We start from the raw sequence: 21,294 nt of genomic DNA, 5'->3' as shown, positions 1-21,294 counted from the left end.
TTGAGCATCGCAAGCCCGCAAGAGGCTCGCGGCGAAGAGCTGATGGAGCTGGTGCACACCGTGATGCACCAGCTGCGCTCGGCCCAGTACCAGGCGCTGCGCGACAGCGAAGGCCTGTCGGAGCTGACCCACCTGGAGAGCAAGGTGCTGGGCTTTTTCGGCCGCCGGCCGGGCAGCACGCAAAGCGACTTGGCGCAGCACAGCGGCCGCGACAAGGCCCAGCTGGCTCGCATGATCAAGGGCCTGCGCGACCGCGGGCTGCTGGCGGCCGAAGCCGATCCGCACGATCGCCGCCACCAGCACCTGCGCCTGACGCCCGCCGCCCAGGCGCTGATGGAGAGCCTGGACGCGCAAGGCCGCATCCTTGGCCGCCAGGCCGTGACCGGGCTGTCAGCCACCGAGCAGGCTCAGCTGCTGAGCCTGATGCGGCGCGTGCACGACAACTTGCAGGCCGAAGGCGGCAGCGTCGCGTGAACGCGACCTCACGGCTTGCAAGGCTTTCAGCGCTGGCAGACAATCTTGTCATCATGAAGATCATTCACGCCATCCAGGCAGCCCTTGCTGCCATCTTGCTCGCCCTCTGACAGCGATTGGATCGTGTGCGGAAGGCGCTCTGCCTTCCGTGTGCTCAAGACACAACCCGGCAGGCTCCGTCCTCCCGGGTTGTTTTGTTTTCCGGGCCTGATTTTTCTTCTCTCACCCCTGCCATGCGCACCTACGACAAGCTGATTGCGACGATTCCCGCCCGCCGGAGCGTGGACTTCGTTTCGCCGCGCCTGCGCTTCGGCTGCAGCAGCTTCTTCTTCCTCTCGCGCTAGCCCTGTTGGCAATGTCTTCACTGCCGGGCTGGCGCACCAGTCACCCGGCGGTCCGTTTGCGCACGCGTTGCGCACGGGCCGGAAAGCATTGTCATGAATACGAGCTTCAGGAACCTCCGCAACATCGGCGTCATCGCCCACGTGGACGCAGGCAAGACCACGACCACCGAACGCATCCTGTTCTACACCGGCGAGCACCACCGCATCGGCACGGTGGACGCCGGCAACACGCGCATGGACTTCGATCCGCAGGAGCGCCAGCGCGGCATCACCATCCACAGCGCGGCAGTCACCGTGCACTGGCGCGGCACGCAGATCAACCTGATCGACACGCCAGGCCACATCGACTTCAACATCGAGGTCAAGCGCTCGCTGCGCGTGCTCGATGGCGCAGTCGTGGTGTTCGACGGCGTGGCCGGCGTGGAGCCACAGACGGAGACCAACTGGCGCCTGGCGGACCAATACCGCGTGCCGCGCATTGCGTTTGTCAACAAGCTGGACCGCACCGGCGCGGACTTCGCGCGCGTGGTCGAGATGATGGCGACGCGCTTGGGCGTGCGCGCGCTGCCGCTGCAGTTGCCGATCGGCACGGAAGGCGATTTCCGCGGCGTGGTGGACCTGCTGACGATGCGGGCGCTGCTGTGGGACCGCGACGATGCGAGCCAGCCGCCGCGCGAAGCCGAAATCCCGGCAGAGCTGTTGCAGGACGCCACGCGCCAACGCGCGAAGCTGGTCGAGGCCATCATCGAGCAGGACGATGCATTGCTGGCCACCAGGCTGCAAGGCGACGAGCTGCCGCTGGCAAACCTTCGGGCCGGCCTGCGGCGCGCGACGCTGGCCAATGCCGTGGTGCCGGTGCTGGCTGGCTCGGCCTTCCGCAACCGCGGGGTCGAGCCCTTGCTGGATGCCGTTGTGGACTATCTGCCGCGACCGGGCGAAGCCCTGGCCGAACAGCCCGAAGCCGATCCGCAAGGGCCGCTCGCAGCGCTCGCGTTCAAGGTGGCGACGGACGATCACGGCACGATGGTCTTTGTGCGGCTGTACCGCGGCCGGTTGCGGCGTGGCGACATGGTCTTCAACAGCAGCACCGGCCACAGCGAGCGTGTCTCGCGCTTGTACGAGGTGCATGCCGATCAGCGCGTGGAAAAGGACGAACTGGTGGCCGGCGACATCGCCGGCATCGTCGGCCTGAAGGACACGTTGACCGGCCACACGCTGAGCGACCGGGCACATGCGCTGCAACTGGAGTCCATCGACGTGGCCGAGCCTGTCATCGACCTGGCACTGGCACCCCAGCGCCAGGCCGACAGCCAGGGCCTGCTGCGCGCACTGCAGATCCTGCAGCGCGAGGACCCCAGCCTGCGCGTGCGGCAGGACGCCGAGTCGGGTCAGACCATCCTGTCCGGCATGGGCGAGTTGCAGTTGGAGGTGGCGGTCGAAAAGCTGCGCAGCCGACATGGCGTGAACGTCTCGGTTGGTCGGCCGCAAGTGGCCTATCGCGAGACCATCACGCGCGAAGTGGAAGTGCATCACCTGCACCGCAAGCAGAGTGGCGGCCCGGGCCAGTTTGCCGAGCTGACGCTGCGCTTTGTGCCGCTGGCGCGCGGCGAAGGCTTCCGCTTCGAGCAGCAGGTGGTGGGCGGCGCGATCCCGCGTGAGTTCATCCCGGCCGTTGAGCAAGGCCTTCGCCGGGCGGCACTGTCAGGCGTGCTCGCCGGCATGCCGGTGGTGGACTTCAGCGCCACGCTGGTGGATGGCAGCGCACATGCGCGCGACTCGTCGGCCCTGGCCTTCGAGCTGGCGGCGGCCGCGGCCTTCGCGAGGCGATGGCCAAGGCCGGTCCGCAGCTGCTGGAGCCGGTGATGGCAGTCGAAGTGCTGACGCCGCTGGACCACCTGGGCGACGTGATCGGTGACCTGCACCGCCGGCGCGGCACGGTGCTGGGGCAGGACGCACGCGGCGCGACCGCCGTAGCAGTGCAGGCGGAAGTGCCGCTACAGGCCATGTTCGGCTACATCGGCAAGCTGCGCGCCTTGAGCACCGGCCGGGCGTCGTTCTCGATGCAGCATGCGCACTACGCCGCAGCGCCGGAAGCGGCATTGGCCACGGCAGCCTGACGCGACAAGGGGCGGCCTCTCACGAGGTCGCCCCTCTTTTGCACTGCAGCGCCGAGCAGCAAGGATCTGGCGCAGCCATGACAAAAGGCCCACACCGTTTGACCGGTGGAGGCCTTCTCATTTTGTTTGGTTGCGGGGGCAGGATTTGAACCTGCGACCTTTGGGTTATGAGCCCAACGAGCTACCAGGCTGCTCCACCCCGCGACTGAGCTGGACACAAGCACCGCCTGGAACGGCACCTGTCGATTTGTTTGACTGCGCCATGCGGCCTCTTAAGGCATGCTGCACAGCGAATCAACATCATGAAATTCTGGTTGCGGGGGCAGGATTTGAACCTGCGACCTTTGGGTTATGAGCCCAACGAGCTACCAGACTGCTCCACCCCGCGACTGAAGCTAGCATTCTATAACGAAATTGGACTCAGAGTCCAGCGCCCTGCAGGGTTTTCTCAAAGTCCCGCGCCGACTGGAAACCGACCAGCCGCGCCGCGCCGATTTCCTCGCCTTGCGGATTGAAGAAGATCGTGCCGGGCGGGCCGAACAGCTGGAAGCGCTTGAGCAAGGCCTTGTCGTCTGCAGTGTTGGCCGTCACGTCGGCCTTGAGCAGCAAGGCACCCGCGAGGCGGGCGCGCACTGCCGCGTCGCTGAAGGTGAAACGCTCCATCTCCTTGCAGGACACGCACCAGTCGGCATAGAAGTCCAGCATCACTGGGCGGCCAGCAGTCTTCAACGCCTGATCAAGCTCGGCCACGCTGCGGACGGGCTGGAACGGCAGACCCGCCTCGGCGGGCTGCTCCGCCGCGCCAGCTGCTCGTCCTGAAACGATGTGGACCAGCGGCTGCAACGCATCGCGACCGCCGGAGGCCGCACCGATCAACAGCAGCACGCCATAGACCAGCGCAGCCGCACCCGCGGCGCGCTGCAGCCAGACACGTGGCGCGGCGCTGTGCGGGCTGGCGTCGAACGGCCGCAGCATGAAGCCGGCGACCAGCAACAAGGCCGCCCAGCCGACCAGCACCAGCGCCGGTGGCAGCACCGGCTGCACGATCCACAGCGCCACGGCCAGCAGCAGCAGGCCGAAGAAGTGCTTGACCACGTTCATCCAGCTGCCCGAGCGCGGCAGCCAGGCGCCAGCGGAAGCGCCGAGGACCAGCAGCGGCGTGCTCATGCCCACCGCCAGCGCGAACAGCGCCGAGCCGGCGAGCAGCACGTCGTGCGTCTGGCTCAGGAACAGCAGCGTGCCGGCCAGCGGCGCGGTGACGCAGGGGCTGACGATCAGCGCCGATAGGCCGCCCATCAGGAATACGCCGAACAGCTTGCCACCCGGCAGGCTGCGCGACGCGCCGTCCAGCTTGCCAGCCAGACCGCCGGGCAGGCGCAGTTCGTACACGTCGAACATCGACAGCGAGAAACCAGCCAGCAGCAAGCCGAACAGAACCAGCACCCACGGCTTTTGCAGCGCCGCGGCCAGGCCCTCGCCGGCCAAACCCGCCGCCACGCCCAGCGCGGTGTAGATCATCGCCATGCCCAGCGAATAGGCCAGCGCCAAGCCGAAGCCGCGTGCCCGCGAGGTCGCGCCACCGCCGGCGATGATGGACGACAGGATGGGCAGCATCGGCAGCACGCAAGGCGTGAAGGCGAGCAGCAGACCCATCAACCAGAAGGCGCCCCAGACGGCCCAGAGCGAGCCGCCTTGCAGCAGCGCCTGGACGCGGTTGCCTTCGCTGACGGGCGCGGCGGCGGCAGTCACAGGCGCGGCCGATGTTGCCGGCGCGGCACCCGGCGTTGCGGTCGCCGCAGCCTGCAGGTCGATGCCCTTCTTCGCGTCAGGTGCTGCGGAGCTGTTGGCACCGGCAGCATCCGGCACGGCGTCCACATCCGGCACGACCTGCACGCTGCCGTCGCCACCAAAGCCTTTCAGCGCGACTTTCAGCGTCAAGGTTTGCGGCGGGTAGCAAAGGCCGGCTTCAGCGCAACCCTGGTAGACCACGCGCAGCGTGAACGGGCCACTGGCTTGCTTGACCGGCAGCTTGACCGAAAGGTCACCGTGGTAGGTTTCGACGTTCTTCTGGAAAGTCTGGTCGAACTTGACCTTGCCCTTGGGCAGGTCTGCCTCGCCCAGCGTGGCGCCGTCGGCCTCGAACTGGAAGTGCTCGCGGTACAGGTAGTAGCCGGAGGCCACTTTGAACAGCAGGCCGACGCTGCGATCGTCCGCTGCCTGCGCCGAGACGACAAAGGCCTGCGCCGGGTCCAGGAACTCCTGTTCGGCGTGGGCGGGGCGCATCAGGCTGACCAGCAGCAGTGCGAAGCACAGCGCCAGCCAGGGCAGCACGGAGAGGTTCAACCGGCGCGGCACGGGGCGTGCGGCACGGGAGGGCAAAAGCAACGAAGACGACATCATGGGCGAAGTGTGAGGGCTTCGACGAAGCGAGGTGCAGACAGGTGCTTGTGGCATCCGCCTGCAGCCGCACCGCGCGGTATCGGCACGGTTGCAGGGTAGATCCACCTTGCGACCGCGCCATGAAAAAAGGCCAGCAGATGCTGGCCCTTGTTCTCAGGACTGGGCGATGTGAACCGCCGCGTCGCTGAATGGCTTACGCCGCGGCTTCGGCCGTTTCGGCTTGCGCGTCGGGGCGGTCGACCAGCTCGACATAGGCCATCGGCGCGTTGTCGCCAACGCGGAAGCCCATCTTCAGGATGCGGGTGTAGCCGCCCGGACGGGTCTGGTAACGCGGGCCCAGCTCGTTGAACAGCTTGGTGACGATGTCACGGTCGCGCAGGCGGGCGAAGGCCAGGCGGCGATTGGCCACGGTGGCTTCCTTGGCCAGCGTGATCAGCGGCTCGACGACGCGACGCAGTTCCTTGGCCTTGGGCACGGTGGTCTTGATCGCTTCGTGTTCCAGCAGCGAGACGCACATGTTGCGCAGCATGGCTGCACGGTGTTCGCTGGTGCGGTTGAGTTTACGGAGACCGTTACGGTGACGCATGGTGCTTTTCCTTTCCTAGAGTATTGCCAGCAGCCGGATCAGGTACTGCCGGGGGCACCTGGCAGAGCAAAACGCTCCACCTTCATGAAATAAAGCCCCTTTCCAGCGGCACCCGTGGATCCGGCTCTGCCGGTCCACCAGGTGCGCCCCCTCGAAGGGGGCTGGCGAAGCCAGTAGGGGGTGAGTCGATCAGCGCTTATCCAGGCCCTGGGGCGGCCAGTTTTCCAGGCGGGCGCCCAGAGTCAGGCCACGCGAAGCCAGCACTTCCTTGATTTCGTTCAAGGACTTGCGGCCCAGGTTCGGCGTCTTCAGCAGCTCGGTTTCGGTGCGCTGGATCAGGTCGCCGATGTAGTAGATGTTCTCGGCCTTCAGGCAGTTGGCCGAACGCACAGTCAGTTCGAGCTCGTCGACCGGGCGCAGCAGGATCGGATCGAACACCGCCGAGCTCTTCGCCGCTTGTTCGCCGAAGGTGGCGATCTCGCCAGCGTCCAGCTGTGCGAACACGGCCAGTTGCTCGACCAGGATCTTGGCCGATGCGCGGATCGCTTCCTCGGGCGAGATGGCGCCGTTGGTCTCGATCTCCATCACCAGCTTGTCCAGGTCGGTGCGCTGCTCGACACGGGCGTTTTCGACCGCGTAGCTGACGCGCCGGACCGGCGAAAACGATGCGTCCAGCACGATGCGGCCGATCGACTTCGTCGGCTCATCGCCGTAGCGGCGCATGTTGCCGGGCACATAGCCGCGGCCCTTCTCGACCTTGATCTGCATGTCCAGCTTGCCACCGTGGGCCAGGTGGGCAATGACGTGCTCAGGGTTGACGATCTCGACGTCGTGCGGGGTCTGGATGTCGGCCGCGGTGACGGGGCCTTCACCTTCCTTGCGCAGGACAAGGGTCACTTCGTCACGGTTGTGCAGACGGAACACCACGCCTTTGAGGTTCAGCATGATGTGCACCACATCTTCCGCGACGCCGTCGACCGTGGAGTACTCATGAAGCACGCCAGCGATCGTGACCTCGGTCGGTGCGTAACCCACCATCGACGACAGCAGCACGCGACGCAGCGCGTTGCCGAGCGTGTGACCATAACCACGCTCAAACGGCTCGAGCGTGACTTTGGCGCGGTGGCCGCCCAGCGGCTCCGCAACGATGGCTTTGGGTTTCAGCAGATTGGTTTGCATGTAAGTCCAGTTCCTCTCAATACCCTCGGCTCGTTACACCGATAAGGCTGACGGACCACGCCGGAAAGCGAAAAACCCGCAGCGGAACCGGCTTGCCGCAGCGGGGTGACTGCTGCGCGCCGGCAGGGCCGTGCGCGCAAGAAATCAGATCAGCGCGAATACAGTTCGACGATCAACGATTCGTTGATCTCGGCGCCGAATTCGTCGCGGTCAGGCGCCTTCTTGAAGGTGCCTTCGAGCTTGGTGGCGTCCACCGCAACCCATGCCGGCAGGCCGATCGACTCGGCCAGCTTCAGCGAGTCGGTGACACGCAGTTGTTTCTTCGACTTTTCGCGGATCGCCACCACGTCGCCGGCCTTGACCTGGTACGACGGAATGTTCACGACAATGCCGTTGACCGTCAGCGCCTTGTGCGACACCAGTTGGCGGGCTTCGGCACGGGTCGAGCCGAAGCCCATGCGGTACACCACATTGTCCAGTCGCGATTCCAGGATGGTCAGCAGGTTCGCACCGGTGCTGCCCTTGCGGCGGTCGGCTTCAGCGAAATAGCGGCGGAACTGACGCTCCAGCACGCCATACATGCGCTTGACCTTCTGCTTTTCACGCAGTTGCAGACCGAAGTCCGAGGTGCGCTGACCCGAGGTACGGCCGTGCTGGCCGGGCTTGGTGTCGAACTTGGCCTTGTCGCTGATGGCGCGGCGAGCGCTCTTCAGGAAAAGGTCGGTGCCTTCGCGGCGAGACAGTTTCGCCTTGGGGCCGAGGTAACGTGCCACGTTTGTGTCCTTCAGTCGTTGTCTGACGCGACGCCCGCGGCCTGCGGCGTGACACTCCTGACGGAATGCGGCCGAAAAACCGTGGCTCGCGCGAGTCTGGCGGGTATTCTTTGAATTCGCTCAGACGGTGGGCTTACGGTGCCTGCGCGCTCGCTGGTAGATCTTGCAAAACCTGCAGACCCATCCAATTCGCGAAGCAGACCCCTGGAACCCAAACGGCCAGCGAGCGAAAGGCTTTTCAGCGTTCCGCGCACCGGCGTTCGGGAAACTCTCGATTGTAGCAGGGCATGACGCCCTGCGCCAACTCAGATGCGGCGACGCTTTTGCGGGCGGCAGCCGTTGTGCGGGATCGGGGTGATGTCCGAGATCGAGTTGATCCGGATGCCCAGCGACGCCAGCGCACGCACCGAGGACTCACGGCCAGGACCAGGGCCCTTGATCCGCACGTCCAGGTTCTTGATGCCCTGTTCCTGGGCAGCACGACCGGCCGTTTCAGCAGCGACCTGGGCAGCGAACGGCGTCGACTTGCGCGAGCCCTTGAAGCCCTGGCCACCTGACGACGCCCACGACAGCGCGCCGCCTTGACGGTCGGTGATGGTGATGATGGTGTTGTTGAACGACGCGTGCACGTGCGCAATGCCGTCCGCGATGTTCTTGCGGATCTTCTTGCTCACGCGCCGAGCGGCGGTGCTGGCAGGGGACTTGGCCATGTCTTGTACTCTTCAGATGTTTCGGACGGCGCTTACTTCTTCAGCGCTGCGGCACCCTTGCGCGGGCCCTTGCGGGTGCGAGCGTTGGTGCGGGTGCGCTGACCGCGCATCGGCAGGCCGCGACGATGGCGGAAACCGCGGTAGCAGCCCAGGTCCATCAGGCGCTTGATGTTGATCGAGGTTTCGCGACGCAGGTCGCCCTCGATCGTCAGCTTGCCGACTTCTTCCCGGATCTTCTCCAGGTCGCCATCGGTCAAGTCCTTGATCTTCTTGGACAGGGGAATGCCGACCGCTTCGCAGATCTTCTGCGCCGTCGTACGGCCGATGCCGTAGATGTAGGTCAGGCCGATTTCCGCGTGCTTCTGCGGCGGAATGTTGATACCAGCAATACGTGCCATTGTGCTTCCTTAGCTTCGTGTCAGCGCTCGCAACTCAACCTTGCCGCTGCTTGTGGCGGGGGTCGGTGCAGATCACGCGAACCACGCCATTGCGGCGGATGATCTTGCAATTGCGGCACATCTTCTTGACTGATGCTGCGACTTTCATGATCTTCTCCTTGACCTTCTCAAACGCTCATTTCAGTTTCAACACGAAATGAGCGCGACTCAATTCGTACCCGGCACCCAGTTCAGGACGAGCTCAGCTCGACTTGAAGTTCGCCTTCTTCAGCAGCGATTCATACTGCTGGCTCATCACATACGACTGCACCTGGGCCCAGAAGTCCATCGTCACGACAACGATGATCAACAGGGACGTGCCGCCGAAGTAGAACGGAACGTTGTACTTCAGGACCAGGAACTCGGGCAGCAGGCAGACCAGCGTGATGTAGATCGCGCCAGCCAGCGTCAGCCTGGCGAGGATCTTGTCGATGTGCTTCGCGGTCTGCTCACCCGGGCGAATGCCAGGGATGAACGCGCCGCTCTTCTTCAGGTTGTCAGCAGTCTCGCGGCTGTTGAACACCAGTGCCGTGTAGAAGAAGCAGAAGAACACGATCATCGCGGCGAACAGCATCACATAGATCGGTTGACCCGGTGACAGCGCCGACGAGATGTCCTTCAGCCAGCGCACGCCTTCGCCGGTGGCAAACCAGCCCACCACCGTTGCCGGCAGCAGGATGATGGACGACGCAAAGATCGGCGGAATCACGCCCGACATGTTCAGCTTCAAGGGCAGGTGCGACGACTGGCCGCCGTAGACCTTGTTGCCGACCTGACGCTTGGCGTAGTTCACCAGGATCTTGCGCTGGCCCCGTTCCACGAACACCACGGCAAACGTCACGGCAATGACGATGGCAATGATGAACAGGCAGGCAATGATGCTCATCGATCCGGTGCGAACCAGTTCGAACAGGCCACCAATCGCATTGGGCAGGCCGGCGGCAATGCCGCCGAAGATCAGGATCGAGATCCCGTTGCCCAGGCCACGCTCGGTGATCTGCTCGCCCAGCCACATCACGAACATCGTGCCTGCCACCAAGCTGAACACGGTGGTGATGCGGAAGCCGAAGCCAGGATCCAGCACCAGGCCTTGCGAGCCCTCCAGCGCCAGGGCAATGCCCAGGGACTGAAAGATCGCAAGCACCAGGGTGCCGTAACGCGTGTACTGGGTGATCTTGCGACGACCCGATTCACCTTCCTTCTTCAGCGCCTCCAGGCTCGGCACAACGTAGCTCATGAGCTGCATGATGATCGAGGCCGAGATGTACGGCGTGATGCCCAGCGCGAACACCGTGAACCGCGACAGCGCGCCACCCGAGAACATGTTGAACAGGTTCAGGATGCCGCCCTGCTGACCCTGGAACAAGGCCTGCAGTTGCTGCGGGTTGATGCCTGGCACGGGAATGTGCGCACCAATGCGATAGACGACCAGCGCCAGCAGCAGGAAAACCAGTCGACGACGAAGGTCGCCAAACTTGCCATTCTTGGCCAGCTGATTCGGTGAGGTTGCCACGGGCGTGGGTGTCCTAATCTGCCGTCAGACTTCAGGCCAGCTCGCCGCCGGCAGCTTCGATGATGGCCTTGGCGCCGGCGGTAGCGCCGATGCCCTTCAGGACCACCTTCTTGCTCAGCTCGCCCGACTTGATGACCTTCACGTTCTTCACGATCTGGGCCACCATGCCGCGCTGCTTGAGTGCCAGCAGGTCAACTTCAGCCAGGTCCAGCGCTTGCAATTCACCCAGGGTGATTTCAGCGTTGTACTTCAGCAGGGCCGACTTGAAACCACGCTTGGGCAGGCGACGCTGCAGCGGCATCTGGCCGCCTTCGAAGCCAACCTTGTGGTAGCCGCCGGCACGCGACTTCTGGCCCTTGTGACCGCGACCAGCGGTTTTGCCCAGGCCGGAACCGATGCCGCGGCCAACGCGGCGCTTGGCATGTTTGGCACCGCCAGCGGGCTTGATGGAATTGAGTTGCATGTTGCGTTTCCTCGTGGCGGGCGCTTAGAGCACCAGGACCAGGTAGGCGATTTTGTTGATCATGCCGCGCACCGAAGGAGTGTCCTCCAGCACGCTCTGGCTGTTCACGCGACGCAGGCCCAGGCCACGCACCGTGTCACGGTGCGATTGCTTGCAACCGATCGGGCTGCGCACCAGCTTGACCGTGAGGGTCTTCTTGGCTTCAGTCATTGAAGTTCTCCTCGGCGATTCAGTTGAAGATTTCTTCAACTGTCTTGCCGCGCTTGGCAGCGATCGATGCCGGCGTGGTCGAGCGCTTCAGCGCGTCCAGCGTGGCACGGACCATGTTGTAGGCGTTCGAGGTGCCATGGCTCTTCGCGACGATGTCGGTGATGCCCAGCACTTCGAAAACGGCGCGCATCGGGCCACCAGCAATGATGCCGGTACCGGCGGGTGCCGGCATCATCATCACGCGGGCTGCGCCGTGTGCACCTTCGACCTTGTGGAAGATCGTGCCGTTCTTCAGCGCGACCTTGATCATGCCGCGGCGAGCAGATTCCATGGCCTTCTGCACCGAAACCGGCACTTCCTTGGCCTTGCCCTTGCCCATGCCAACGCGGCCATCGCCGTCGCCGACCACGGTCAGCGCCGCGAAGCTGAGGGTGCGACCACCCTTGACCACCTTCGTGACGCGGTTCACCGCGATCATCTTTTCCTTCAGGCCGTCGTCATTGCCTTCGGTCTGCGCGCGGGGTTGAAACTTTGCCATTTCTGTATTCCTTTGCGATCAGAACTGCAGGCCGGCTTCGCGAGCTGCCTCGGCCAGCGCCTTGACGCGGCCGTGGTAGGCGAAACCTGCGCGGTCGAAGGCAACCTTCTCGACGCCGGCGGCCTTGGCCTTCTCGGCGACGCGCTTGCCCACCAGCGCAGCAGCGGCGGCATTGCCACCGTTGCCAGACAGTTCGGCCCGCAGGTCCTTTTCGACGGTGGACGCAGAAGCCAGCACCTTGGTGCCATCGTCGGAAATGACGCTGGCGTAGATGTGCAGGTTGGTGCGGAAGACGGTCAGGCGCGCGACGCCTTGCTTGGCGATGCGCTCGCGCGTTTGACGCGAGCGACGCAGACGCTGTTCTTTTTTGGTCAGCATGGTGTCGCTCCTTACTTCTTCTTGGTCTCTTTGAGGACCACGCGCTCGTCGGCGTAGCGGATGCCCTTGCCCTTGTAGGGCTCCGGCGGCCGGAAGGCACGGACTTCAGCAGCGAGCTGACCGACGACCTGGCGGTCGGCGCCCTTGATCAGGATCTCGGTCGGGGTCGCGGTGGTCACGGTGATGCCGGCAGGCATGTCCTTGACCACGGGGTGCGAGAACCCGATCTGCAGATTCAGCTTCTGGCCTTGGGCCTGGGCACGGAAGCCCACGCCAACCAGTGTGAGCTTCTTCTCGAAGCCCTTGCTGACGCCGTTGACCATGTTGGCCAGCAGCGCGCGCACGGTGCCACTCATGGCATCGGCTTCAGCAGACTCGTCGGTCGGGCTGACCTTCAGCACACCTGCTTCGCTCTCGACCTTGACCAGCGCATGCGCCGGCCGCACCAGGGTGCCATTGGCGCCCTTGACGGTGATCTGGTCGTCCACGATCTTGACGTCCACGCCTTGCGGGACGGTGATCGGCATTTTTCCAACGCGGGACATTGCTCGACTCCTTCCCTTTAGGCCACGTAACAGAGCACTTCGCCGCCGACACCGGCTGCGCGCGCTTTGCGGTCGGTCATCACGCCCTGGGGCGTGGTCACGATGGCAACGCCCAGGCCGTTCATGACCTGCGGAATGGCGTCACGGCCGCGGTAGATCCGCAGGCCAGGACGGCTGACTCGTTCGATGCGCTCGATGACCGGACGGCCAGCGTAGTACTTCAACGAGATTTCAAGTTCGCTCTTGCCGGTCTCACCCTTCAGGGCGAAGGCATCGATATAGCCCTCGTCCTTCAGCACCTGCGCGATCGCAACCTTGAGCTTGGAAGCCGGCATGACAACCGACGTCTTCTCAACGGCCTGCGCATTGCGGATGCGGGTCAGCATGTCGGCGATAGGATCACTCATGCTCATAGCTGTATTCTCCAGTTCGCCTTGATTACCAGCTGGCCTTGATCACGCCAGGGATGTCGCCCTTGAAGGCGAGTTCGCGGATCTTGCTACGGGCCAGGCCGAAGGTGCGGAACGTGCCACGGGGACGACCCGTGAGTTCGCAACGATTGCGCAGGCGGGTCGGATAGGCGTTGCGCGGGAACTGCTGCAGTTCCAGACGTGCTGCGTAACGCTCTTCTTCCGACTTCTTTGCGTTGTCGATGATGGCCTTCAGCTCGGCGTACTTCTTCGCGTACTTGGCGACCAGCTTTTCACGCTTGTCTTCACGCTGCTTGAGGGAAGTTTTTGCCACAGGTCACCTCAGTTCTTGAACGGGAAGCGGAACGCGGCGAGCAGTGCCTTGCACTCATCGTCGGTCTTCGCGCTGGTCGTGAAGGAAATGTTCATCCCACGGATCGCGTCGATCTTGTCGTACTCGATTTCCGGGAAGATGATCTGTTCCTTGACGCCGATGTTGTAGTTGCCGCGGCCATCGAACGAACGGCCGGAGATACCACGGAAGTCACGCACACGCGGCAGGGCCACGGTGACGAAACGGTCCAGGAACTCGAACATCCGCGCGCCACGAAGCGTGACCATGCAGCCGATCGGCACCTGCTCACGGATCTTGAAGCCCGCGATGGCCTTCTTCGACTTCGTGACCACAGGCTTCTGGCCTGCGATCTTGGTCAGGTCGCCGACGGCGTGGTCCATGACCTTCTTGTCGGCCACGGCCTCGCTCACACCCATGTTCAGGGTGATCTTGGTCAGGCGCGGCACTTCCATCACCGACTTGTAGCCGAACTTGGCCATCATGTCGGGCACAACCTTCTCTTGGTAGAAGGCCTGCAGCCGGGCGACGATCGCCGCTTGTTGCGTTTGACTCATGCTGGATACCCGCCTTAAGCCTTGATCTCTTCGCCGCTGGACTTGAACACGCGGACCCGCTTGCCGTCGGCGAGGGTCTTGATGCCCACGCGGTCAGCCTTGCCGGCAGCCGCATTCCAGATGGCAATGTTGGATTGGTGGATCGGCATGGTCTTGTCGATCACGCCGCCAGTCGTGCCCTTCATCGGGTTCGGCTTGGCGTGCTTCTTGACCATGTTGACGCCTTCGACGACCACACGGTCCTCGTCGACGCGCAGCGACACGGTGCCACGCTTGCCTTTGTCACGGCCGGTCAAGACCACGACCTGGTCGCCTTTGCGAATCTTGTTCATCGCGATTCCTTCAGTCTTGGCGAGATGCTCAGAGCACCTCAGGCGCCAGCGACACAATCTTCATGAAGCGCTCGGTGCGCAGTTCGCGCGTCACCGGGCCGAAGATGCGGGTGCCGATCGGCTCCAGCTTGGCATTGAGCAGCACGGCGGCGTTGCCGTCGAACTTGACCAGCGAGCCGTCTTGGCGACGCACGCCCTTGGCGGTGCGCACGACCACAGCGCTGTAGACCTCGCCCTTTTTGACGCGGCCACGCGGCGCGGCTTCTTTGATGCTCACCTTGATGATGTCGCCGATACCGGCATAGCGACGCTTGGAGCCGCCCAGCACCTTGATGCACATGACGGACTTGGCGCCCGTGTTGTCCGCGACGTCAAGCCGCGATTGCATTTGGATCATGTCGATTCCCCAACTTGCTCCCGGCCCGCATCACCCCCTTGGCGACACATGAACGGTCAGTATTGGTCCCGTCTTGTTTGACGCCTAACGAACGCTGGAACGCGCACGCCTTGCATCAAGCAGCTTGGGCTGAAACCGGCCCGGGTCTCGCCACGAGTGGCCAACGGTGTTTGCGTTGGCGTACGAGCGGGCCCTAGACCGGCGAAGCTTTCAATTATGCATGAGGTGAAACGCGGGTGTCAACACCTCTGCTTCAGAAAGACCTGGGGCTGCGCGCCCGCGCCCCAAGGGCTTCGAGCACGTCAGAGCGCTTTTGCCTGTGCCAGCAGTGTCTGGGCATCGCTGACCTCGAACTTGCCTGGCGCCTCGACGTTCAGCGTCCTGACCACACCGTCGACAACCAGCATCGAATAGCGCTGCGAGCGCACGCCCATGCCGCGCGCAGCCAGGTCCAGCGTCAGCTCGGTCGCGCGGGCGAAGTCGGCCGAGCCGTCGGCCATCATGCGCAGCTTGCCAGCCGTGTGCTGGTCGCGCGCCCAGGCGCCCATGACAAACGCATCGTTGACCGACACGCACCAGATCTCGTCTACGCCAGCAGCGTGCAGCGCCTCTGCGTTCGCCACATAGCCGGGCACGTGCTGGGCCGAGCAGGTCGGCGTGAAGGCGCCCGGCAGCGCAAAGATGGCCAGGGTCTTGCCCGCAGCCAATTGCGCAACCTCGAAGGTGTTTGGTCCGAGGCTGCAGCCCTCGCCTTCGACTTCGAAGAATTCCTGCAGCTTGGTCGCCGGCAGGCGATCTCCAACTTTCAACATGCTTGTCCTTGTTTGGGTGGGGTGAAAACGGGCCGCCCAATGAAAACGGCCGGATGCTGGAGTATTCCAGCATCCGGCCGCTATGTGAGACGTCGGGGCTTGCGCCCCTCGAACTCAGCGTGCGATCAGCTCACACGATCAGACCAGGCGGGCCTTCTCGATCAAGCGGGTCACCACCCAGTTCTTGGTCTTGGACATCGGGCGCGTTTCCGCGATCTCGACCATGTCGCCCATGTGGTACTCGCCCTTTTCGTCATGGGCGTGGTACTTGCGCGAACGGGCCACGATCTTGCCGTAGAGCTCGTGCTTGACGCGACGCTCGACCAGGACCGTGATGGTCTTGGCGCGCTTGTCGCTGACCACACGGCCCACCAGGGTGCGCGTGTTGGTGGTCTTGTCAGTCGTCGCCACGGCGACTTCTTGAGCTTGCGTCATTTCGTCGCTCCCTTCTTCTTTTCGGCCAGGACGGTCTTGGCACGAGCGATGTCGCGACGGGCCTCGCCCAACAGCGTGTGGTTGGTCAGCTGCTGGGTGCCCTTTTGCATGCGCAGGTTGAAGTGCGCACGCAGGAGGTCAGCGACTTCCTTTTCGAGCGCAGCCACATCCTTGGCTCGCAGTTCAGATGCATTCATGATGAACTTTCCTCTCAGGCGCCGAGCATGCGGGCCACGAAGGTGCAACGCAGCGGCAGCTTTGCAGCAGCCAGCGTGAACGCTTCGCGAGCCAACGCTTCAGGCACACCGTTGATCTCGTAGAGCACCTTGCCGGGCTGAATTTCAGCCACGTAGTACTCCGGGTTGCCCTTGCCGTTACCCATCCGGACTTCGGCGGGCTTTTGCGAGATCGGCTTGTCCGGGAAGATGCGGATGAAGATCCGGCCACCGCGCTTGATGTGGCGCGAAATGGCACGGCGAGCCGCTTCGATCTGGCGAGCCGTCAGACGGCCACGCTCGGTCGCCTTCAGACCGAAGTCACCGAAGGACACGTTGGCACCGCGGGTGGCGACGCCGGTGTTGCGGCCCTTCTGCTCCTTGCGGTACTTGCGACGATTAGGTTGCAGCATGCTTATTCTCCTTTGCCTTCGCCACCGGCAGGCGCGGCGACCTTGCGCACGCGCTTGACGGCGGGAGCGCCAGCACCACCGGCGGGGGCGCCGGCAGCTTCGGCAGGCCTGTCGCCAGCCGGACGCGGGGCGCCACGGTCGCCGCCCGGACGGCCACGGCCGGTCGGGGCACCCGGACGGGTGTTGCGACGCGGGCGGCGATCATCTTCAGCACCCGGAGGCGTGTTGATGGTCGGCGCTTCGCCATTGGCCAGGCGGTCACCGCGGTAGACCCAGACCTTGACGCCGATGACGCCGTAGGTGGTCTTGGCTTCCGAGAAACCGTAGTCAATGTCGGCCTTCAGGGTGTGCAGCGGCACACGGCCTTCGCGATACCACTCGCAACGAGCGATTTCGATGCCGTTCAGACGGCCGGACGACATGATCTTGATGCCCTGGGCGCCCAGGCGCATCGCGTTCTGCATCGCACGCTTCATCGCGCGGCGGAACATGATGCGCTTTTCCAGCTGCTGGGTGATCGAGTCGGCGATCAGCTGCGCATCGATTTCGGGCTTGCGCACTTCCTCGATGTTCACTGCCACCGGCACGCCCAGGCGGCGGGTCAGTTCGGCCTTCAGGTTCTCGATGTCTTCACCCTTCTTGCCGATCACCACACCCGGACGGGCGGAGTAGATCGTGATGCGGGCGTTCTTCGCAGGACGCTCGATCAGAATGCGAGACACGGCGGCATTTTTCAGCCGGGCCTTCAGGAATTCACGAACCTGCAGGTCTTCGGCCAGCATGCCGGCGAAGTTGCGGTTGTTGGCATACCAGCGCGACGCCCATGCACGGGTGACGGGGAGCCGGAAGCCGGTCGGGTGGATTTTTTGTCCCATGGTCTTCCTTGGCTTAGTTGCCCACGGTCACGTAGATGTGGCAAGTGCCCTTGCTGATGCGATTTCCACGGCCCTTTGCGCGGGCCGAGAAACGCTTCAGCGTGGTGCCTTGCTCCACGTAGATCGAGGTGACCTTCAGTTCGTCGATGTCCGCGCCGTCGTTGTGCTCGGCGTTGGCGATGGCGCTCTCGAGTGCCTTCTTGACGATCCCGGCGGCCTTCTTCTGGGTGAACGCCAGAATGTTGAGCGCTTGATCGACTTTCTTGCCGCGAATCAGGTCGGCGACAAGCCGGCCCTTGTCGGCCGACAGTCGCACGCCACGGACGATTGCTTTCGTTTCCATCGTCGTGTCCTTTACTTCTTGGCCTTTTTGTCCGCAGGGTGACCCTTGAACGTACGGGTCAGTGCGAACTCGCCCAGCTTGTGGCCGACCATCTGGTCGCTCACATACACGGGCACATGCTGCTTGCCGTTGTGCACGGCAATCGTCAGGCCAATGAAGTCGGGCAGGATCGTCGAACGGCGCGACCAGGTCTTGATCGGCTTCTTGTCCTTCACGGCGACGGCTTTTTCAGCCTTGGCCAGAAGGTGGTGGTCCACAAAGGGACCCTTCTTGAGTGAACGTGCCATGGTCCAGCCCTTACTTCTTGCGACGCGAGACGATGAACGTCTGCGTGCGCTTGTTGTTGCGAGTGCGGTAGCCCTTGGTCAGGGTGTTCCACGGCGACACGGGAGCCTGGCCCTCGCCGGTACGGCCTTCGCCGCCACCGTGCGGGTGGTCCACCGGGTTCATGGCAGTACCACGAACGGTCGGACGGATGCCCTTCCAACGGATCGCACCGGCCTTGCCGTACTGGCGCAGGTTGTGCTCTTCGTTGCTGACTTCACCGATGGTGGCACGGCACTCGATGTGGATCTTGCGGACTTCACCCGAACGCAGCCGAAGCTGGGCGTAGGTGCCTTCGCGCGCCATCAAGGTCACCGAGGTGCCAGCCGAACGCGCAATCTGCGCGCCCTTGCCAGGCATCATTTCGATGCAGTGGATGGTCGAGCCCACCGGGATGTTGCGGATCGGCAGCGTGTTGCCAGCCTTGATCGGCGCTTCCGAGCCGCTCATGATGGTTGCACCGACTTCAAGACCGCGCGGGGCGATGATGTAGCGGCGCTCGCCATCGGCGTAGCACACCAGCGCAATGTGGGCGGTGCGGTTAGGGTCGTACTCGATGCGTTCGACCTTGGCCGGAATGCCGTCCTTGTTGCGCTTGAAGTCGACCACGCGGTAGTGGTGCTTGTGACCACCGCCCTTGTGGCGAACCGTGATGTGACCGTTGTTGTTGCGGCCGGAGTTCTGCTTCTGGGGTTCCAGCAGCGAAGCTTCCGGCGCGCCCTTGTGCAGGTGCTTGTGAACGACCTTGACGACGGCGCGACGGCCGGCGGAGGTCGGTTTGACTTTGACGACTGCCATGATTTACGCGGCCTCCCCGGAGAAGTTGAGCTCCTGGCCGGCCTTCAGCGAGACATACGCCTTCTTGACGTGGTCGCGACGGCCCATGTTCTTGCCAAAGCGCTTGGCCTTGCCCTTGACGTTGACGACAGCCACGGCTTCGACATCGACCTTGAACAGCAGCTCGACCGCGGCCTTGATTTCAGGCTTGGTGGCGTCGCGCAGGACCTTGAACAGGACCTGGTTGTGCTTCTCGGCGACCATGGTGGCCTTTTCCGAGATCACCGGCGCAACCAGCACCTGGGCCAGGCGGCCTTCATTGAATTTACCGATGACGGGGTTGATGCGGCTCATGCGAACATCTCCTTGAGCTGCTCGATCGCGGCCTTGGTCACCAGCACCTTCTTGTAGAAAACCAGTGACAGCGGATCGGCGTAGCGCGGCTCGACGACCAGCACGTTGGCCAGGTTGCGCGAAGCCAGGAACAGGTTGTCGTCGATCTGGTCAGAGATGACCATCACCGAGCTCAGGCCCATGGCCTTGAACTTGGCAGCCAGTTCCTTGGTCTTCGGCGAGTCGACAGCCAGCGAATCCACCACGGCCAGACGGCCGTCGCGGGCCAACTGAGACAGGATCGCAGCCATGCCGGCGCGATACATCTTCTTGTTGACCTTCTGGGTGAAGTTCTCGTCCGGGCTGTTCGGGAAGGTGCGACCACCCCCGCGCCACAGCGGCGAGGACGTCATACCAGCACGAGCGCGGCCGGTGCCCTTTTGGCGGAACGGCTTCTTGGTCGAGTGGTGAACCGCTTCGCGGTTCTTCTGGGCACGGGTGCCTTGACGCGCATTGGCCTGGAAGGCCACGACGATCTGGTGCACCAGGGCTTCGTTGTAATCACGGGCGAACACGGTGTCGGGCGCGTCCACCTTGGACGTGGCCTGACCTTGTTCGTTCAGGAGCTCGAGTTGCATCAGTTGGCTCCCTTCTTGGCCTTCGCCTTGACGGCAGGACGCACGACCACGTGGCCGTTCTTGGCGCCCGGCACCGCACCGCGGACCAGCAGCAGCTGGCGCGCTTCGTCGATGCGGATGACGTCGAGGTTCTGGGTCGTGACGGTTTCGTCGCCCATGTGGCCGGACATCTTCTTGCCCGGGAACACGCGGCCCGGATCCTGCGCCATCGAGATCGAACCCGGCACGTTGTGCGAACGGCTGTTGCCGTGCGACGCGCGCTGCGAGCCGAAGTTGTGGCGCTTGATGGTGCCCTCGAAGCCCTTGCCGATGGAGGTGCCCTGCACGTCGACCTTTTCGCCGGTGGCGAACAGGGAGACGGGAACGACAGCGCCCGGCTTGTACTCGGCGGCCACATCGGCCGCGACACGGAATTCCTTGAGGATTTCACCGGCTTCGACGCCCGCTTTCGCGAGGTGGCCGGCTTCAGGCTTGGTCACGCGCGATGCTTTGCGCGAACCGAACGCCACCTGGATGGCGCTGTAGCCGTCGGTCTCAACGGTCTTGATCTGGGTCACGCGGTTGTTGGACACATCCAGCACGGTCACAGGGATGGCATCGCCATCGTCCGTGAACACACGCATCATGCCCACCTTGCGGCCCAGCAAGCCGAGACGGTTGCTAAGACTCATGGTTTTTCTCCGCCCCCATGCCCTCATGGCGAGGAGGCCGGTTTAACAAACCCGACAACGATTGGCCGGGCTGACGAAGCTTCAGTCGCCGCGAATCACCTTGAAGGGCTCTCCGCGCCGCCGAAGCCAATTGCTCTATCCACACGGCAAAGGGCGGAGCACCAAAGCGCACCACCCTTTAACGCGGAAAAGCTTGCGAGTATAGCGTGCCTGCGGGCGAACCCGCAAGCACGCTGTTCGCAGGGCTGCTTACTGCAGCTTGATCTCGACGTCCACGCCAGCCGGCAGGTCCAGCTTCATCAGCGCGTCGACGGTCTTGTCGGTCGGGTCGACGATGTCCATCAGGCGCTGGTGCGTGCGGATCTCGAACTGGTCGCGCGAGGTCTTGTTGACGTGCGGCGAACGCAGGATGTCGAAGCGCTGCATGCGGGTCGGCAGGGGCACGGGGCCCTTGACGATCGCGCCAGTGCGCTTGGCGGTGTCAACGATTTCCAGGGCGGACTGGTCGATCAGCTTGTAATCGAATGCCTTCAGGCGGATGCGGATCTTTTGCTTTTGCATGACTGTTCCTAAAAAGAGCGATGAGGCGGAGGGCACCTGGCTGGCACCGACCGCCGGTCATGCAATTACTCGATGATCTTGGCAACCACGCCGGCGCCGACGGTGCGGCCACCTTCACGGATGGCGAAGCGCAGGCCTTCTTCCATCGCGATCGGGGCGATCAGCTTGACGGTGATGCTGAC

At 63.7% G+C, this 21,294-nt stretch carries 32 protein-coding genes, 2 tRNA genes and 1 pseudogene; 2 read left to right on the top strand and 33 right to left on the bottom strand.

Going from position 1 to position 21,294, the window contains the following annotated elements:
- Both AC3WR5_RS27995 and fusA read left to right on the top strand, forming a co-directional pair.
- On the top strand, positions 1-474 hold the full coding sequence (locus AC3WR5_RS27995; protein ID WP_492488749.1) for a MarR family winged helix-turn-helix transcriptional regulator: 474 nt from the start codon (positions 1-3) through the stop codon (positions 472-474).
- A 437-nt stretch (positions 475-911) separates the two neighbouring features.
- Positions 912-2,935: pseudogene (gene fusA, locus AC3WR5_RS27990) on the top strand (elongation factor G).
- A gap of 127 nt (positions 2,936-3,062) precedes the next feature.
- On the opposite strand, the gene AC3WR5_RS27985 reads toward fusA, so the two are convergent.
- From AC3WR5_RS27985 to AC3WR5_RS27825, 33 genes are all read right to left on the bottom strand, one after another.
- Positions 3,063-3,139, bottom strand: a tRNA-Met gene (locus AC3WR5_RS27985).
- Between the two features lie 107 nt (positions 3,140-3,246).
- Positions 3,247-3,323: transfer RNA gene (locus AC3WR5_RS27980), tRNA-Met, on the bottom strand.
- A gap of 32 nt (positions 3,324-3,355) precedes the next feature.
- Entirely contained in the window at positions 3,356-5,335 is a 1,980-nt protein-coding gene (dsbD, locus tag AC3WR5_RS27975) for a protein-disulfide reductase DsbD (protein ID WP_492488748.1), read from the bottom strand.
- A gap of 193 nt (positions 5,336-5,528) precedes the next feature.
- Positions 5,529-5,921 carry a 50S ribosomal protein L17 gene (rplQ, locus tag AC3WR5_RS27970; RefSeq protein ID WP_141285590.1) on the bottom strand — a complete coding sequence of 131 codons (393 nt, stop codon included), beginning with the start codon at positions 5,919-5,921 and terminating at the stop codon, positions 5,529-5,531.
- Between the two features lie 189 nt (positions 5,922-6,110).
- Positions 6,111-7,100 (bottom strand): DNA-directed RNA polymerase subunit alpha, encoded by a 990-nt coding sequence (locus AC3WR5_RS27965; protein ID WP_141285592.1) that lies wholly within the window; start codon positions 7,098-7,100, stop codon positions 6,111-6,113.
- 149 nt (positions 7,101-7,249) lie between these two features.
- Positions 7,250-7,873, bottom strand: a complete 624-nt coding sequence (rpsD, locus tag AC3WR5_RS27960) for a 30S ribosomal protein S4 (protein ID WP_141285594.1) — start codon at positions 7,871-7,873, stop codon at positions 7,250-7,252.
- A gap of 305 nt (positions 7,874-8,178) precedes the next feature.
- Positions 8,179-8,583 carry a 30S ribosomal protein S11 gene (gene rpsK, locus AC3WR5_RS27955; RefSeq protein ID WP_141285596.1) on the bottom strand — a complete coding sequence of 135 codons (405 nt, stop codon included), beginning with the start codon at positions 8,581-8,583 and terminating at the stop codon, positions 8,179-8,181.
- 32 nt (positions 8,584-8,615) lie between these two features.
- Entirely contained in the window at positions 8,616-8,981 is a 366-nt protein-coding gene (gene rpsM, locus AC3WR5_RS27950) for a 30S ribosomal protein S13 (RefSeq protein ID WP_141285598.1), read from the bottom strand.
- A gap of 34 nt (positions 8,982-9,015) precedes the next feature.
- Complete coding sequence (rpmJ, locus tag AC3WR5_RS27945; protein WP_028997278.1) at positions 9,016-9,129, bottom strand: 50S ribosomal protein L36; 114 nt, start codon at positions 9,127-9,129, stop codon at positions 9,016-9,018.
- A 93-nt stretch (positions 9,130-9,222) separates the two neighbouring features.
- Positions 9,223-10,533, bottom strand: coding sequence for a preprotein translocase subunit SecY (gene secY / locus AC3WR5_RS27940; RefSeq protein WP_141285600.1), 1,311 nt, complete (start codon positions 10,531-10,533; stop codon positions 9,223-9,225).
- A 31-nt stretch (positions 10,534-10,564) separates the two neighbouring features.
- Positions 10,565-10,996, bottom strand: a complete 432-nt coding sequence (rplO, locus tag AC3WR5_RS27935) for a 50S ribosomal protein L15 (RefSeq protein ID WP_141285602.1) — start codon at positions 10,994-10,996, stop codon at positions 10,565-10,567.
- A gap of 24 nt (positions 10,997-11,020) precedes the next feature.
- Complete coding sequence (gene rpmD, locus AC3WR5_RS27930) at positions 11,021-11,206, bottom strand: 50S ribosomal protein L30 (protein ID WP_141285604.1); 186 nt, start codon at positions 11,204-11,206, stop codon at positions 11,021-11,023.
- Positions 11,207-11,225: 19 nt separating this feature from the next.
- A complete protein-coding gene (rpsE, locus tag AC3WR5_RS27925; protein WP_141285606.1) occupies positions 11,226-11,744 on the bottom strand; it encodes a 30S ribosomal protein S5 in 519 nt (172 codons plus the stop codon).
- An 18-nt stretch (positions 11,745-11,762) separates the two neighbouring features.
- The gene (rplR, locus tag AC3WR5_RS27920) at positions 11,763-12,122 is read right to left on the bottom strand and encodes a 50S ribosomal protein L18 (RefSeq protein ID WP_141285608.1); all 360 of its coding nucleotides are present in this window, start codon (positions 12,120-12,122) and stop codon (positions 11,763-11,765) included.
- Between the two features lie 11 nt (positions 12,123-12,133).
- Positions 12,134-12,667 carry a 50S ribosomal protein L6 gene (rplF, locus tag AC3WR5_RS27915; RefSeq protein ID WP_141285610.1) on the bottom strand — a complete coding sequence of 178 codons (534 nt, stop codon included), beginning with the start codon at positions 12,665-12,667 and terminating at the stop codon, positions 12,134-12,136.
- 17 nt (positions 12,668-12,684) lie between these two features.
- Positions 12,685-13,080, bottom strand: coding sequence for a 30S ribosomal protein S8 (gene rpsH / locus AC3WR5_RS27910; RefSeq protein ID WP_141285612.1), 396 nt, complete (start codon positions 13,078-13,080; stop codon positions 12,685-12,687).
- A 25-nt stretch (positions 13,081-13,105) separates the two neighbouring features.
- Positions 13,106-13,411 (bottom strand): 30S ribosomal protein S14, encoded by a 306-nt coding sequence (gene rpsN / locus AC3WR5_RS27905; RefSeq protein WP_141285614.1) that lies wholly within the window; start codon positions 13,409-13,411, stop codon positions 13,106-13,108.
- An 8-nt stretch (positions 13,412-13,419) separates the two neighbouring features.
- Positions 13,420-13,986, bottom strand: coding sequence for a 50S ribosomal protein L5 (gene rplE / locus AC3WR5_RS27900; protein ID WP_141285616.1), 567 nt, complete (start codon positions 13,984-13,986; stop codon positions 13,420-13,422).
- Between the two features lie 14 nt (positions 13,987-14,000).
- Positions 14,001-14,318 (bottom strand): 50S ribosomal protein L24, encoded by a 318-nt coding sequence (gene rplX / locus AC3WR5_RS27895; protein ID WP_141285618.1) that lies wholly within the window; start codon positions 14,316-14,318, stop codon positions 14,001-14,003.
- Positions 14,319-14,346: 28 nt separating this feature from the next.
- Positions 14,347-14,715 carry a 50S ribosomal protein L14 gene (rplN, locus tag AC3WR5_RS27890; RefSeq protein ID WP_088286487.1) on the bottom strand — a complete coding sequence of 123 codons (369 nt, stop codon included), beginning with the start codon at positions 14,713-14,715 and terminating at the stop codon, positions 14,347-14,349.
- A 302-nt stretch (positions 14,716-15,017) separates the two neighbouring features.
- Positions 15,018-15,527 (bottom strand): peroxiredoxin, encoded by a 510-nt coding sequence (locus tag AC3WR5_RS27885; protein WP_492488747.1) that lies wholly within the window; start codon positions 15,525-15,527, stop codon positions 15,018-15,020.
- A gap of 138 nt (positions 15,528-15,665) precedes the next feature.
- Positions 15,666-15,962: a 30S ribosomal protein S17 gene (gene rpsQ, locus AC3WR5_RS27880; protein WP_141285622.1), complete on the bottom strand. Its 297-nt coding sequence runs from the start codon at positions 15,960-15,962 to the stop codon at positions 15,666-15,668.
- Complete coding sequence (rpmC, locus tag AC3WR5_RS27875; RefSeq protein WP_141285624.1) at positions 15,959-16,159, bottom strand: 50S ribosomal protein L29; 201 nt, start codon at positions 16,157-16,159, stop codon at positions 15,959-15,961. Before rpmC ends, rpsQ begins: the two co-directional genes overlap by 4 nt.
- A gap of 14 nt (positions 16,160-16,173) precedes the next feature.
- Positions 16,174-16,590: a 50S ribosomal protein L16 gene (rplP, locus tag AC3WR5_RS27870; protein WP_141285626.1), complete on the bottom strand. Its 417-nt coding sequence runs from the start codon at positions 16,588-16,590 to the stop codon at positions 16,174-16,176.
- A 2-nt stretch (positions 16,591-16,592) separates the two neighbouring features.
- Positions 16,593-17,465, bottom strand: a complete 873-nt coding sequence (rpsC, locus tag AC3WR5_RS27865) for a 30S ribosomal protein S3 (RefSeq protein ID WP_492488746.1) — start codon at positions 17,463-17,465, stop codon at positions 16,593-16,595.
- A gap of 13 nt (positions 17,466-17,478) precedes the next feature.
- Positions 17,479-17,808, bottom strand: a complete 330-nt coding sequence (rplV, locus tag AC3WR5_RS27860) for a 50S ribosomal protein L22 (protein WP_141284842.1) — start codon at positions 17,806-17,808, stop codon at positions 17,479-17,481.
- A gap of 11 nt (positions 17,809-17,819) precedes the next feature.
- Positions 17,820-18,095 carry a 30S ribosomal protein S19 gene (gene rpsS, locus AC3WR5_RS27855; protein ID WP_141284844.1) on the bottom strand — a complete coding sequence of 92 codons (276 nt, stop codon included), beginning with the start codon at positions 18,093-18,095 and terminating at the stop codon, positions 17,820-17,822.
- 10 nt (positions 18,096-18,105) lie between these two features.
- On the bottom strand, positions 18,106-18,930 hold the full coding sequence (rplB, locus tag AC3WR5_RS27850; RefSeq protein WP_141284846.1) for a 50S ribosomal protein L2: 825 nt from the start codon (positions 18,928-18,930) through the stop codon (positions 18,106-18,108).
- Positions 18,931-18,933: 3 nt separating this feature from the next.
- Positions 18,934-19,263, bottom strand: a complete 330-nt coding sequence (gene rplW, locus AC3WR5_RS27845) for a 50S ribosomal protein L23 (RefSeq protein WP_141284848.1) — start codon at positions 19,261-19,263, stop codon at positions 18,934-18,936.
- The gene (gene rplD / locus AC3WR5_RS27840) at positions 19,260-19,880 is read right to left on the bottom strand and encodes a 50S ribosomal protein L4 (protein WP_141284850.1); all 621 of its coding nucleotides are present in this window, start codon (positions 19,878-19,880) and stop codon (positions 19,260-19,262) included. Before rplD ends, rplW begins: the two co-directional genes overlap by 4 nt.
- Positions 19,880-20,551, bottom strand: a complete 672-nt coding sequence (rplC, locus tag AC3WR5_RS27835) for a 50S ribosomal protein L3 (RefSeq protein ID WP_141284852.1) — start codon at positions 20,549-20,551, stop codon at positions 19,880-19,882. Before rplC ends, rplD begins: the two co-directional genes overlap by 1 nt.
- Before the next feature lie 249 nt (positions 20,552-20,800).
- Positions 20,801-21,112 carry a 30S ribosomal protein S10 gene (gene rpsJ, locus AC3WR5_RS27830; RefSeq protein WP_019561663.1) on the bottom strand — a complete coding sequence of 104 codons (312 nt, stop codon included), beginning with the start codon at positions 21,110-21,112 and terminating at the stop codon, positions 20,801-20,803.
- Positions 21,113-21,177: 65 nt separating this feature from the next.
- Positions 21,178-21,294, bottom strand: a 117-nt coding sequence (locus tag AC3WR5_RS27825; RefSeq protein WP_080380372.1) for an EF-Tu C-terminal domain-related protein, incomplete at its 5' end; no start/stop codon positions are given.

The organism is Ideonella sp. FW305-24 (assembly GCF_058788035.1).
This window is presented reverse-complemented; position numbering and strand designations above follow the sequence as displayed.